Below are 13,435 nucleotides of genomic sequence, written 5' to 3' on the forward strand. Positions count from 1 at the left end.
CCGGATGGGAGGAGAGTACGGCGGCTCCTTCTGCATACCGCCCGGCGGGGGTCGCGGACAGAGGAAGAGCTGCCTCCGGCACCGTCCGCCGGAGGCAGCCCCGGGTGCGCCCGAAGCGGCCGCCTCTCCGCCTCAGCGCACGCCGTGCGGGCGGAACTGCACGCTGATGCGCGGTCCCGTGGCACGGGTGGTCTTCGGTACGGCGTGCTCCCAGGTCCGCTGGCAGGAGCCGCCCATGACGATCAGGTCGCCGTGTCCCAGCGGCCGGCGCACCGCGCCGCCGCCGCGCACCGGGCGCAGCAGCAGGTCGCGGGGCGCGCCCAGGGAGAGGATCGCGACCATCGTGTCCTCCCGGGCGCCGCGGCCGATCCGGTCGCCGTGCCAGGCCACGCTGTCCCGGCCGTCGCGGTAGTGGCAGAGCCCGGCGGTGGTGAACGGCTCGCCCAGCTCGTCCGCGTAGTGCCGGCTCAGCGACGCGCGGGCCCGGGTCAGCACCGGGTGCGGGAGCGGGTCGCCCGGGCCGTAGAAGGCGAGCAGCCGGGGCACGTCCACGACCTGGTCGTACATCGTGCGCCGCTCGGCCCGCCAGGGGACCTCTGTCGCGAGCTGTTCGAACAGTGCGTCGGAGCCCTCCAGCCAGCCCGGCAGCACGTCGATCCAGGCGCCGGAGTCCAGCTCGGTGCGGGCGATCCCGTCGAGGGAGCCGAGGCGGAGCCGGTCGGTCTGGTCGAAGAGCGAGGACTGGAGGTGCGGGGACATGGAACCAGCGTACTCCTTATTCGAAAATCTGTTCCCATGCGGGGTGGCCCCTTTCGGCTCGCCGTCCGACCCCTTTCGATGCACCGATGTATCGGATACATTCACGCATCGAACGGAGGGCGGCCCATGGAGACAGCGCCACGCGTGACCAAGCGCCGGGTCCGCACCCGTGCCAACCTCCTCGACGCCGCCTTCGCGGTCTTCGCGGCCAAGGGGTTCGGGCGGGTGTCCATCGAGGAGGTCTGCGAGGCCGCCGGGTACAGCCGGGGCGCCTTCTACTCGAACTTCGACAGCCTCGACGAGCTGTTCTTCGCGCTCTACCGGCAGCGCGCCGACCTCATCGCCGACCAGGTCGCCGGGGCACTCGCCCTCGACGGCCCGGACCTCGACGTGCCCGCGGCCGTCGACCGCGTCACCGAGGTGCTCCTGCTGGACCGCGACTGGCTGCTGGTGAAGACGGACTTCCTGGTCCACGCCGCCCGGGAACCGGCCGTCGCCGAGACCCTGCTGGAGCACCGGGCCAGGCTCCGCGACGCGATCCGCGAACGCCTCGCCCGCGCCCGCGGCCACACCGAACTCCCCGCCGTCCTCGGTGACCTGGAGGGCGCGGCGCACGCCGTCGTCGCCGCCTACGACGGGGTCACCACCCAACTCCTGCTGGACCGGGACGTGCCGAGCGCCCGCGCCTGGCTGAAGCAACTGCTCACCGCGCTGCTGACCGACGGCAGCGCGACAACCGTATGAGGAAGGGACGGTCGCCATGGACGCCGACGTCATCGTGGTCGGGGCGGGACTCGCGGGCCTGGTCGCCGCGCACGAACTGACCAGCCGGGGCCGCCGGGTCGCGCTGGTCGACCAGGAGAACGCCGCCAACCTCGGCGGCCAGGCGTTCTGGTCCTTCGGCGGGCTCTTCCTCGTCGACTCCCCGGAGCAGCGGCGCCTCGGCATCAAGGACTCCTTCGACCTGGCCTGGAACGACTGGCAGGGCAGCGCCGGCTTCGACCGCACCGACGACGAGGACTCCTGGGCGGTGCGCTGGGCGCGCGCCTACGTCGAGTTCGCGGCCGGCGAGAAGCGGTCCTGGCTGGAGGGGCAGGGCATCAAGTTCCTGCCCACCGTCGGCTGGGCCGAGCGCGGCGACCTGCGCGCCCACGGCCACGGCAACTCCGTACCCCGCTTCCACATCGCCTGGGGCACCGGCACCGGGGTCGTCGAGCCGTTCGTGCACCACGCCAAGCAGGCCGCCCGCGACGGGCTCCTCACCTTCCACCACCGCCACCAGGTCGACGCCCTCGTCATCGAGGACGGCCGGGCCACCGGCGTCCGCGGCACCGTCCTCGCCCCGGACGACTCCGCGCGCGGCGTGAAGTCCGGACGTGACGGCATCGGCGATTTCCACCTCACCGCCCAGGCCGTCGTCGTCACCACCGGCGGCATCGGCGCCGACCACGACATCGTCCGCCGCCACTGGCCCGAACGCCTCGGCACCCCGCCCGCCGAGATGGTCACCGGCGTCCCCGCCTACGTCGACGGCCGCATGCTCGACATCAGCGCCGAGGCAGGCGTGCGTCTGGTCAACCGCGACCGCATGTGGCACTACACCGAGGGCATCCGGAACTGGGACCCGATCTGGCCCGGCCACGGCATCCGCATCCTGCCCGGTCCGTCCTCGCTCTGGTTCGACGCCCTCGGCCGCCGCCTGCCCGAGCCGTACCTGCCCGGCTACGACACCCTCGGCACCCTCAGGCACCTGCGCACCACCGAGGACATCGCCGGGTACGACCACTCCTGGTTCATCCTCACGCAGAAGATCATCGAGAAGGAGTTCGCGCTCTCGGGCTCCGAGCAGAACCCCGACATCACCGCCAAGGACCGCGTCGGCTTCCTCAAGGAACGCGTCCTCGGCAAGGGTGCCCCGGGCCCGGTGGACGCGTTCCTGCGCAAGGGTGCCGACTTCGTGACCGCGCCCGACCTCGACGGGCTCGTCGAGAAGATGAACGCGATGACGGACAAACCGCTCCTCGACGCGGCCGAGGTGCGCCGCCAGATCGAGGCCCGCGACCTCCAGATCGCCAACCCCTACAGCAAGGACGCCCAGGTCCAGGGCATCCGCAACGCCCGGCGCTACATCGGCGACAAGCTCGGCCGGGTCGCCGCCCCGCACCGGATCCTCGACCCGGCCGCGGGCCCCCTCGTCGCCGTCAAGCTGCACATCCTCACCCGCAAGACCCTCGGCGGCATCCAGACCGACCTGGACTCCCGGGCGCTGGGCCTGGACGGACAGCCCGTCGAGGGGCTCTACGCCGCCGGTGAGGTCGCCGGCTTCGGCGGGGGCGGCGTGCACGGCTACAACGCGCTGGAGGGGACCTTCCTCGGCGGCTGCATCTTCTCCGGGCGCGCCGCGGGCCGGGCGGCGGCCCGGCAGACCGGCGGCTGACCGGCGCACGCAGCCGTCCGTCAGGCCAGCAGACGCGCGAGCACGGCCGCGTGGCTCTCCTCGGGAGCCTTCGCGGCCGTGAGCAGCGTGACCGGGCCCGCGGCGGCCAGCTCCCGTACACGGCCGAGGAGTTCCGCCGCCTCCGGCGCGGCCAGCTCCGCCTCGTAGCGCCGCGCGAACTCGTCGTAGGAGCCCTCGCCCGCGTGGTACCAGCGGCGCAGCTCCGTCGACGGGGTCATCGCCTTGGGCCACTCGTCCACCCCGGCCGCCTCCTTCGACAGGCCGCGCGGCCAGAGCCGGTCGACCAGGACGCGCACCCCGTCCCCGGGCTCGGACGGTTCGTAGACGCGGCGCACGCGAACGCTCACAGACATGCCTCTCCGGGGCGGGGCCGATGTGCGGGGAGCGTACTGCGGCGCGCCCGCGCGGCTTGACCTCGTCGTGGGCGAGTTCGGGAACGGCCGCCTTTAGTGTGAAGCCGAAGCGACAGTGATGCCGAAACGACAGTGAAGCCGAAGTCCGCCCCCCACGGTTGGAGCGCATGTGCCGGTCAGACGCCCCTTCGTCCTCGCCACCCTCCCCGTCGCCGTGACGGCCCTGCTGGCCGCCGCCGCGCCGCCCTCACCCGGCTCGTCCGGCGCGGGCGACCCGTACTTCCCGCTCGCCGGCAACGGTGGCTACGACGTCCGGCACTACGACCTGACCCTGCGCTACGACACGGGCACCCGGCACCTGGACGGCAAGGCCGTCATCACCGCCCGCGCCACCCAGGACCTGAGCCGCTTCGACCTCGACCTCAGCGGCCTGAAGGTCACCGGCCTCACCGTCGGCAGGGACAAGGCCGACTTCACCCGCAAGGGCCAGGAACTCGTCGTCACCCCGCGCCGCAGCCTGCGCAAGGGCCAGTGGTTCAAGGTCACCGTCACCTACCGGGGCACCCCGCGCCCGGTCACCGACCCCGACGGCTCGCCCGACGGATGGATCCCCACCGACGACGGCGCGTTCGTCGCCGGTGAACCGCAGGGCGCGATGACCTGGTTCCCGGCGAACAACCACCCCAAGGACAAGGCGTCCTACGACTTCACGATCACCGTCCCCGAGAACCGCACCGCCGTCGCCAACGGCGTCCTCGCCGGCCGGCACACCGCCCACGGGCACACGACGTTCCGCTGGCACCAGGCCGAACCGATGGCCGCCTACCTGGCGACCGCGACCGTCGGGAAGTTCGAGGTCGAGCAGTACACGACCCGTGACGGCATCCGGGTCTACAACGCCGTCGACCCGCGCGAGGCCGCGACCGCCGCACCCGTGCTGAAGAAGCTCCCCTCCGTCCTGGAATGGGAGTCCCGGCTCTTCGGGCCCTACCCCTACCGGGCCGCCGGGGCGATCGTGGACCGGGCACCGGACGTCGGCTACGCGCTGGAGACCCAGACCCGCCCCGTCTACGACAGCGCGCCCGACCTCGCCACCCTCGTCCACGAGAGCGCCCACCAGTGGTTCGGGGACTCCGTCTCCCTCACCTCCTGGAAGGACATCTGGCTCAACGAGGGCTTCGCGACCTACGCCGAGTGGCTCTACAGCGAGCAGCACGGCGGCGACAGCGCGCAGAAGACCTTCGACGAGCTGTACGCGCGCCCGGCGAGCGACGCCCTGTGGGAGTTCCCGCCCGGCGACCCCGGCAGCGGCGCCGACATCTTCGGCGAACCCGTGTACGCGCGCGGCGCCATGGCCCTGCACGCCCTGCGCCGGGCGGTCGGCGACCAGGTGTTCCTCCGCGTCCTGCGGGCCTGGGCGACCGAACACCGCGACGGCCACGGGACGACCGCCGGGTTCGTCCGCCTCGCCGAACGCGAGTCGGGCAAGGACCTGAACGCTCTGCTGCGCACCTGGGTGTACCAGGACGGCAAACCGGCCGCTCCCTAGATCCTTCCAGGCCGTGTCCGCGACCTGACGAGTTCCTCACAAGCGTCGGTCAGGGTCGGACACATGATCAGCCGCACGCCCCCTGTGACGCTCCTGGCCGCCGCCCTCCTCCTCACCGGATGCGGGGGAGGCGCGACGGCCCGGCCGCAGCCCCCGGCCACCGCCGGACCGGCCACCACCTCGCCCGCGCGACCCGCGCCGCACATCTCGGTGGACGTCGCCCCGCAGCAACTGCCGGGCCTCGGCCCGAAGACCTGGGCCCAGGTCCCCGACCGCACCCGGCAGGCCGTCGTCGTCACCGGACGCGGCCGGAACTCGCCGCTGTCCACGGTCGTCCTCTACGAACGGACCACCGAGGGCTGGGAGGCCGGCGAGCCGTGGCCCGCGCACAACGCGCTCAAGGGCTGGACCGATCACCACCGTCTGAACGACCTGCGCTCACCCATCGGCGTCTACACCCTCAGCGACGCCGGCGGACGCCTCCCCGACCCCGGAACCCGGCTGCCGTACCACCACGACCAGGGCTTCACCGTCAGCGGCACCGGCTTCGAGGGCGAGCCGCTGGCCGGTTCCTTCGACTACGTCGTCGCCATCGACTACAACCGCGAACCGGGCACCTCCCCGAGGGACTGGACCCGCCCGCTCGGCGCCGGACGCGGCGGCGGCATCTGGTTCCACGTCGACCACGACGGTCCCACCCACGCCTGCGTCAGCATCGCCGAGCGGCACATGCGGGACCTGCTCGCCGCCCTGGACCCGGCCCGGCACCCGGTCGTCGTCATGGGCGACGCCACGGCCCTCGCCCGCTGACCACCTAGGATCCGCCGAGTGTGCGCACATGTGCTGGTAGCCGAGGACGACGAGATGCAGGCCGAGCTGATCCGCCGGTCCCTGCTCGCGGAGGGCCACACCACCACGGTGGTCCACGACGGCCGGGCCGCCCTCGACGCGGTCCGGCGGCTGCGGCCCGACCTGGTGGTGCTGGACCTGATGCTGCCGGTGCTGGACGGGCTGAGCGTGTGCCGTGAACTCAGGAGCGAGGACGACGTCCCCGTGCTCATGCTCACCGCCCGCTCCACCGAGGACGACGTCCTGCTCGGCCTCGACCTCGGCGCCGACGACTACATGACCAAGCCCTACAGCCCGCGCGAGCTGATGGCCCGTGTCCGGACCGTGCTGCGGCGCGGCGGACGCGCGGGCGGTGCGCTGCGCGTGGCCGGACTGCACGTGGACGCCGCGCGGCACGAGGTGCGGTGCGAGGGCGAGCCGGTGGAGTGCACGCCCGCCGAGTTCGCGATCCTCGTGGCCATGGCCGCCGAACCCGACCGGGTCTTCTCCCGGCGGCAACTGCTGGAACGCACCCGGGGCTTCGAACGGGCCTCGACGGAACGGGCCGTCGACGTCCACATCATGAACCTGCGCCGCAAGATCGAGACCGACCCGCGCCGGCCAGCCCGGCTGCTCACCGTGTTCGGCGTCGGCTACAAGCTGAGCGGCGGACGCGGATGAGCACCCGGATACCCCTGCGCAAGCGCCTGCTCGTCCGGCTGCTCATCGCCTCCGTCCTCATCGCGGTCTGCTCGGTGGCCGCCACCGCCTGGCTCGCGGTCGCCACCACCACCCAGGCGCTGCGCGAGGAACAGGGGCAGGTGCTCACCGAGGACATGGACCTGCTCGCCCGGCTCAGCGGCTACGCCGCGACCCACCCGGACTGGAAGGGCGTCGCACGGACCGTGCGGGACCTCTCCGAGAGGACGGGCCGGCGGATCGCCCTCACCACGGCCGACCGCGTGACCATCGCCGACTCCGCGCCGCCCGGCACCTCCCTGCCCCCGCGCGCGTCCGCCACCGTCGACCCGCTGCGCACCGACACCTACACCGAACGCGGCGCCCAGCGCAGCGGCACGGATCCGCGCGTGGTCGGCCCGTACCTGCTGACGGCCCAGGAGCGCGCCCGGCTGGACAAGCTCGCCCTCGTCCGGCAGCTGTGCTTCGCCCACAACGGCGTCGACGCCGAGATCATCCGGACACCCGGCGGCCGTCCGGTCCTCAGCGTCGAGGAGGCGCCCATCCCGTGCGCGGACGGCAGGCTCAACACCCCGACCGCCACCGAGGAGAAGGCCCACACCGAACTGACCGCGCTGGCCCACGCCTGCCTCGCCCGGCACGATCTCCACGTCGACGTGCCCTACTTCGCCAGCGACCGCTACACGGCGGGCAAGGCGGTGAAGGGGAGCGGGCTGGGCAGCGACGCGAAGGACGGGGCCGTCCGGCAGGCCCAGGAGTGCGTCGACGACGCCCGCCGCGCCCAGCTCGACCCCTATGTGGCCCCGGCGGCCGAGCTCTTCCTCGGTGACGGCGACCGGGCCGCCGTACGGTTCGACATGTCACCGGCCAACAAGGCCAAGGTCGTCGGCGCCGCCGGGCTCGTCCTCGCCGTCACCGTGGCCGTGACGGTCGTCGTCGCCACCCGCCTGGTCCGGCCGCTGCGCGCGCTGACCGAGGCGGCCCGGCAGCCTCCGGAGGCACACGCGCGCGTGCCGGTCACCACCCGCGACGAGACCGGCATCCTCGCCGCCGCCTTCAACGCGCTCACCGAACGCCGCGAACGGCTGGAGGCCCAGCGCAAGGCGATGGTCAGCGACATCGCCCACGAACTGCGCAGCCCGCTCACCAACATCCGCGGCTGGCTGGAGGTGACCAAGGACGGCATCGTCGAGCCCGACCCCGCCCTGCTCACCTCCCTGCACGAGGAGGCCCTCGTGCTCCAGCGCGTCATCGACGACCTCCAGGACCTCGCCGCCGCCGACGCCGGAACCCTGCGGCTGCACCGCGAATCCGTCGACGCCCGTGAACTGCTCGGCCAGGTCGCCGCCGCGCACCGGCCGGCCGCCGCCGCGGCGGGCGTCGCCCTGGAGACGTCCGTCACCGGCACCCCGTCGCTCGACGCCGACCCGGTGCGGATGCGGCAGGCGCTGGGCAACCTCGTGTCCAACGCCCTGCGGCACACGCCCGCCGCGGGATCGGTGACCCTGACCGCGCGGGCCGAGGGCGACGCCGTCGTCCTCGCCGTCAGCGACACGGGGAGCGGGATCGACGCCGCTGATCTGCCGCACGTGTTCGACCGGTTCTGGCGCGCCGAGAAGTCCCGCAGCCGCCGCACCGGCGGGAGCGGGCTCGGCCTGTCCATCGTCCGGCACCTGGTCGCCGCGCACGGCGGCACCGCCGACGCCGCGAGCGAACCCGGCGCCGGCAGCGTCTTCACCCTGCGGGTGCCCCGCGCGTCCTAGCTCGTGCCGCGCCGGTTCGCCTCGCGCCGCTTCAGCGCGCGCCGTTCGTCCTCGCTCGTGCCGCCCCAGACCCCCATGGCCTGGCCCGTGTCCAGGGCGAAGCGCAGACAGCGCTGCTGGACGCCGCAGGTGCGGCAGATCGCCTTCGCCCGTTCGGTCTGCACCGCCGAGGGGCCCGTGGTGCCGATCGGGAAGAAGAGGTCGGGGTCCTCGTCGCGGCACGCGGCCCGGTATCGCCAGTCGTCCATCGATGTCACCTGCGCTCGAAGTCGTCCGTGCCCTCGCGGATGGCTTACTCGATTGCGGGTCACCTGTCGACGCGGAAGTGAAACACGGAGTTCCGGACCGGCGGACCGGGCCCGCGTCAGCGCACCCGGGCCACGCCCGCGTAGATGCCGCTCGCCTCGGGCTCGGCCGGTGCCGGGCCCGGCTTGACCCACTCCGGGGCGGTGACCACGCCGGGATCCACGAGGTCGAGACCGTCGAAGAAGGCGGTGACCTCGGGACCTGTGCGGAAGCCGAGGCGGATGCCGCCCTTGGCGTACTCGGCCGTGACCTGCGCGGCCAGCTCCTCGAAGCGGTCGGACGCGGCGTGCGAGAGGACCAGGAAGCTCCCGGAGGGCAGCGGCTCCAGCAGCTCGCGGACGATGCCGTACGGGTCCTGCTCGTCGGGCAGGAAGTGCAGCAGCGCGATCAGCGACAGGGCGACCGGACGGTCGAAGTCCAGGACGTTCCTGGCGTGTTCGAGGATCTCCGCGGGCCTGCGCACATCGGCCTCGATGTAGTCCGTGGACCCGGCGGGGTTGCTGACCAGGAGCGCCTCGGCGTGGGCGAGGACGATGGGGTCGTTGTCCGCGTAGACGACCTTCGCGGACGGCACCGTCCGCTGGACGATCTGGTGCAGGTTCGGCTCGGTGGGGATGCCGGTGCCGATGTCCAGGAACTGGTCGATGCCCTGGGACGCCACCCAGGCGGCGGCCCGGTGCATGAACTCACGGTTCTGCCGTGCCGCGGCGTGCGCCTCGGGCGGCAGCAGCTCGCCCACGGCCTCGTCGACGGGGTAGTTGTCCTTCCCGCCCAGCAGCCAGTCGTAGACCCGCGCGGGGTGCGGCTTGCTGGTGTCGATCTCGCGGTGGCGGTGGGTGTCGGAGCTCATGACGTACTCCCTGGGCGAGTTGATCATGCGGGCGAAAGATCACCAGCAGTCTCGCACACCGACTGGGGCCTGGGGAAAGGCAGTTCGGGCTCGCGTTCAGTCCCGCGCCGCACCCGCCCGGCGCAGGGTCCGTGCCGCGGTGGCCGTCACCGCCTCCGTGACCGCCGCCAGCGCGGGGGAGTCCAGCTTCCACTGCTGCCAGTACAGCGGGACGTCCATCGGCCGGTCGGGGGCCAGCGGGAGCAGCCGGCCCGCCGCCAGCAGCGGTTCCGCCTGTGCCTCGGGGACCAGACCCCAGCCGAGCCCGAGCGCGATGGCGTCGGCGAACCCCTCCGAGGTGGGGATGTAGTGGCACGCGACGCTCGCGCCGCCGCCGTCGAGGTCGCGCACGAAGCGGTCCTGGTAGCTGTCGCGCCGGTCGAAGTTGACCGCGGGCGCCGCCGCGAGGAGCTCGCCGAGCGGCCGGTCCGGATACGGGTCGAGATACCGGGCGGCGAAAGCGGGGCTCGCCGCCGCCAGATACCGGATCCGGCCCAGTCCGCGCACGGAACAGCCCGCGACCGCGTCCGGCGACGACGTCACCGCCGCCATCACCAGCCCCTCCCTGAGCAGGGTCGCCGTGTGCTCCTCGTCCTCGCGGTGCAGTTCGAAGCGGAGCGGCGGCTCGTCGGGCACCCGGGTCAGCGCGGGCAGGAACCAGGTCGCCAGTGAGTCGGCGTTCACCGCGATCGACACCCGGGTCGGCTCACCCTGGGTGCTCAGCCCGAGCCCTGCCCAGGCGTCCCGCTCCAGACGGGCCAGCTGGCGCCCGAACCGCACCACCACCTCGCCCGACTCCGTGGCCCGCACCGGCTTGCTCCGCACCAGGAGGACCCGGCCCGTGCGCTGCTCCAGCGCCTTCACCCGCTGGCTGACCGCCGAGGGCGTCAGATGCAGCGCCGTCGCGGCGGCGTCGAACGTGCCCTCGTCGACGACCGCCAGCAGGGTGCGCACCTGGTCGAGGGGAAGGTCCGCCATCATGCCGCCGCCTCACACCCTTCCTGTCTCTTTGCCGTGCCGTCCTGATGGCTTCCGCTTCCCTGCACCATCATCACGAGCGCTAATGATACGTAAGAATCTTTAGCTGTACTCCATCAAGGCCCTTGACTAGCGTCGATGCCATGACCGCTTCACTCGCCGCCGCAGCCGCGGGATTTGGCACCGGCCTCTCGCTCATCGTCGCCATCGGCGCCCAGAACGCCTTCGTCCTGCGGCAGGGCATACGCCGCGACGCCGTCCTCGCCGTCGTCGGGATCTGCGCCCTGTCCGACGCCGCCCTCATCGCGCTCGGCGTGGGCGGGGTCGGCGCGCTCGTGGTGGCGTGGCCCGGGGTGCTGACCGCGGTCGGCTGGATCGGCGGCGCGTTCCTGCTCGGCTACGGGGCGCTCGCCGCGCGGCGCGTGCTGCGGCCCGCGGGCGACGGGCTCCGGACGGAGGGCGACCCGGCCGGGTCCCGCAAGCGGGCCGTGCTGACCTGCCTCGCGCTGACCTGGCTCAACCCGCACGTCTACCTCGACACCGTCTTCCTGCTCGGCTCCGTCGCCGCCGACCGGGGCGACCTGCGCTGGACCTTCGGCCTCGGAGCCGCCTGCGCCAGCGTCGTCTGGTTCGCCGCCCTCGGCTTCGGCGGCCGGCTCCTCGGCCGGTTCCTCGCCCGGCCCGCCGCCTGGCGGGTGCTGGACGGGCTGGTCGCCGTGACCATGATCGGTCTCGGCTGCCTGCTGATCGCCGGAGCCTGACACGCCGTCCCGTCCCGCGGTCCCGCCCCGCGGTCCCGGTCCGCGGCGCGGAGGCCGGGACCGATCGTCCCCACCGCTCGGACCGAGTGCGATAGTGAACCCTGGTCCCGATAGATGTAACGAGCAACCAGGACACCCGTGGACACGAGCGAGAGCAACACACAGGAGCGGACTCCGGACCCGGAGGCCGCGCGGCCGGACCGGCGCGGATGGCGCAGATTCGCCATGGACACCCGCCCGCTGCGCCGCCCGGCCTACCGGCGGCTGTGGACCTCGACGATCGTCACGGCCGTGGGCAGTCAGCTCACGGCCGTCGCCGTGCCCAAGCAGATCTACGACATCACCGGCTCCTCCGCCTGGGTCGGCTACGCGAGCCTCGCCGGGCTGCTGCCCCTGATGGTGTTCGCGCTGTGGGGCGGCGCCATCGCCGACACCATGGACCGCCGCAAGCTGCTCCTCCTCACCAACGGCGGCATCGCCGTCACCTCGCTGCTCTTCTGGATCCAGGCCGTCACCGGTCTCGAATCGGTCGCCGCGCTCATGGTGCTGCTCGCCGTGCAGCAGGCGTTCTGGGGCCTCAACGCCCCCGCCCGCAACGCCTCCATCGCCCGTCTCGTCCCCGAGGGCGAGCTGGCCGCCGCCAACGCCCTCGGCTCGACCGTGATGCAGACCGGGCAGGTCGTCGGACCGCTCCTCGCGGGCGCGCTGATCCCGGTGATCGGGCTCCCCGAGCTCTATCTGATCGACGCCCTGGCGCTGTGCGTCACCGTCTGGGCGGTGTACAAGCTGCCCTCGCTGCCGCCGCTGGCCGCGACGGTCAAGCGGCGCGCGGGCGTGCGCGAGATCGTCGAGGGCTTCCGCTACATCTCGGGCCACAAGGTGCTGCTGCTGTCGTTCCTCGCCGACATCATCGCCATGGTCCTCGGCATGCCCCGCGCCCTGTTCCCGCAACTGGCCTCCGAGACCTACGCCCCGTACGGCGAGGGGCTCGCCCTCGGGCTGCTGTTCGCGGCGATCCCCATCGGCGCCGTGCTCGGCGGACTGCTCTCCGGCACCTTCTCCCGGGCCCGCCGCCACGGCTGGATGGTCATCGGCGCGGTCGTGGCCTGGGGTGCCGCCATCGCCGCGTTCGGGCTGAGCGACAGCCTGTGGTTCGCGGTCGCGTTCCTCGCGCTCGCGGGCGTCGCCGACATGGTCTCCATGGTGTTCCGCGGGGCGATCCTGCTGTCCGCGGCCACCGACGAGATGCGGGGCCGGATGCAGGGCGTCTTCACGGTCGTCGTCGCGGGCGGCCCCCGCCTCGCCGACGTCCTGCACGGCACGGCCGGCTCCGCCTTCGGCCCCCGCGCGGCGGTCACGGGCGGCGGCCTCCTCGTGATCGTGGCGATGCTGGGCCTCGCGGCAGCGGTGCCTGCGCTGCGGCGGTACCGGATCTGACGGGGCGGGGCGGGACTTGAACGGTGTCGCTGACGGATGTGAGGGCGGCTGGTTCGAGCCCCGGTGTCACTGGCTCTGGCGGGGTGCGGCCTGAGTCGAGGTGCGCGTGGTTCGGCGAGGGCGCGGCTTCGGGGTCGTGGCGCTACAGGATCTGAGAGGCCTCGTTCTGGGCCCCGGCGTCACTGGCAGTGGCGGCCGGGCGGCTTGAGCTGAGGCATACCTGGTCCGATGGGTGCGGCTCTGGGTCGTGGAGCTATCGGATCTGCGGGCCCTGGCCCGGGCCTCGGCGTCACTGGCTGTGGCGGGGGAGTGGTTTGAGCTGAGGTGTCGTCGCGTCCGGCGGGGTGCGGTTCTGGGGTTGTGGTGCCGGCGGATGCGAGGGGCCCGGCTTGGCTCTCGGTGCCACTGGCTTTGGTGGGCACGCGGCTTGAGCTGAGGCATACCTGGTCCGATGGGTGCGGCTCCGAGTTGTGGAGGTATCGGATCTGCGTGCCCTGGCCCGGGCCTCGGCGTCACTGGCTGTGGCGGGGGAGTGGTTTGAGCTGGGGTGTCGTCGCATCCGGCGGGGTGCGGTTCTGGGGTTGTGGTGCCGGCGGATGCGAGGGGCCCGGCTTGGCTCTCGGTGCCACTGGCTTTGGTGGGCACGCGGCTTGAG

The 13,435-nt window shown here is 73.0% G+C and carries 13 protein-coding genes; 8 read left to right on the top strand and 5 right to left on the bottom strand.

Annotated elements, in window-relative coordinates; genetic code table 11:
* Positions 1–132: 132 nt before the first annotated feature.
* Positions 133–759 (bottom strand): alpha-ketoglutarate-dependent dioxygenase AlkB, encoded by a 627-nt coding sequence (locus ACIPSE_RS31485; RefSeq protein ID WP_401669153.1) that lies wholly within the window; start codon positions 757–759, stop codon positions 133–135.
* A gap of 126 nt (positions 760–885) precedes the next feature.
* On the opposite strand from ACIPSE_RS31485, the gene ACIPSE_RS31490 reads away from it, so the two are divergent.
* Positions 886–1,503, top strand: coding sequence for a TetR/AcrR family transcriptional regulator (locus tag ACIPSE_RS31490; RefSeq protein ID WP_401669155.1), 618 nt, complete (start codon positions 886–888; stop codon positions 1,501–1,503).
* Positions 1,504–1,519: 16 nt separating this feature from the next.
* A complete protein-coding gene (locus ACIPSE_RS31495; RefSeq protein ID WP_401669158.1) occupies positions 1,520–3,196 on the top strand; it encodes an FAD-binding dehydrogenase in 1,677 nt (558 codons plus the stop codon).
* A 20-nt stretch (positions 3,197–3,216) separates the two neighbouring features.
* Here the strand turns inward: ACIPSE_RS31495 and ACIPSE_RS31500 are convergent, their stop codons facing one another.
* Positions 3,217–3,564 (bottom strand): DUF488 domain-containing protein, encoded by a 348-nt coding sequence (locus tag ACIPSE_RS31500; RefSeq protein ID WP_401669269.1) that lies wholly within the window; start codon positions 3,562–3,564, stop codon positions 3,217–3,219.
* A gap of 175 nt (positions 3,565–3,739) precedes the next feature.
* On the opposite strand from ACIPSE_RS31500, the gene ACIPSE_RS31505 reads away from it, so the two are divergent.
* From ACIPSE_RS31505 to ACIPSE_RS31520, 4 genes are all read left to right on the top strand, one after another.
* Positions 3,740–5,119 (top strand): M1 family metallopeptidase, encoded by a 1,380-nt coding sequence (locus tag ACIPSE_RS31505; RefSeq protein WP_401669160.1) that lies wholly within the window; start codon positions 3,740–3,742, stop codon positions 5,117–5,119.
* A gap of 63 nt (positions 5,120–5,182) precedes the next feature.
* A complete protein-coding gene (locus tag ACIPSE_RS31510) occupies positions 5,183–5,929 on the top strand; it encodes a hypothetical protein (protein WP_401669162.1) in 747 nt (248 codons plus the stop codon).
* An 18-nt stretch (positions 5,930–5,947) separates the two neighbouring features.
* Positions 5,948–6,628 (top strand): response regulator, encoded by a 681-nt coding sequence (locus ACIPSE_RS31515; protein ID WP_401669165.1) that lies wholly within the window; start codon positions 5,948–5,950, stop codon positions 6,626–6,628.
* A complete protein-coding gene (locus tag ACIPSE_RS31520; protein ID WP_401669168.1) occupies positions 6,625–8,409 on the top strand; it encodes a sensor histidine kinase in 1,785 nt (594 codons plus the stop codon). The genes ACIPSE_RS31515 and ACIPSE_RS31520 overlap by 4 nt, the downstream gene beginning before the upstream one ends.
* Here ACIPSE_RS31520 and ACIPSE_RS31525 read toward each other — a convergent pair.
* The 3 genes from ACIPSE_RS31525 to ACIPSE_RS31535 form a co-directional block, all read right to left on the bottom strand.
* Complete coding sequence (locus ACIPSE_RS31525) at positions 8,406–8,657, bottom strand: WhiB family transcriptional regulator (protein WP_401669170.1); 252 nt, start codon at positions 8,655–8,657, stop codon at positions 8,406–8,408. The genes ACIPSE_RS31520 and ACIPSE_RS31525 overlap by 4 nt on opposite strands.
* A gap of 116 nt (positions 8,658–8,773) precedes the next feature.
* Positions 8,774–9,565 (bottom strand): SAM-dependent methyltransferase, encoded by a 792-nt coding sequence (locus ACIPSE_RS31530; RefSeq protein ID WP_401669172.1) that lies wholly within the window; start codon positions 9,563–9,565, stop codon positions 8,774–8,776.
* Between the two features lie 96 nt (positions 9,566–9,661).
* Positions 9,662–10,585, bottom strand: a complete 924-nt coding sequence (locus tag ACIPSE_RS31535) for a LysR family transcriptional regulator ArgP (RefSeq protein WP_401669174.1) — start codon at positions 10,583–10,585, stop codon at positions 9,662–9,664.
* 140 nt (positions 10,586–10,725) lie between these two features.
* On the opposite strand from ACIPSE_RS31535, the gene ACIPSE_RS31540 reads away from it, so the two are divergent.
* Together ACIPSE_RS31540 and ACIPSE_RS31545 are read left to right on the top strand one after the other, a co-directional pair.
* Complete coding sequence (locus tag ACIPSE_RS31540) at positions 10,726–11,343, top strand: LysE/ArgO family amino acid transporter (RefSeq protein WP_401669177.1); 618 nt, start codon at positions 10,726–10,728, stop codon at positions 11,341–11,343.
* Positions 11,344–11,481: 138 nt separating this feature from the next.
* Positions 11,482–12,780, top strand: coding sequence for an MFS transporter (locus ACIPSE_RS31545; protein WP_401669179.1), 1,299 nt, complete (start codon positions 11,482–11,484; stop codon positions 12,778–12,780).
* Positions 12,781–13,435 lie beyond the last annotated feature (655 nt).

This window comes from Streptomyces sp. NPDC090106 (assembly GCF_044747265.1).
Lineage (GTDB): Bacteria > Actinomycetota > Actinomycetes > Streptomycetales > Streptomycetaceae > Streptomyces.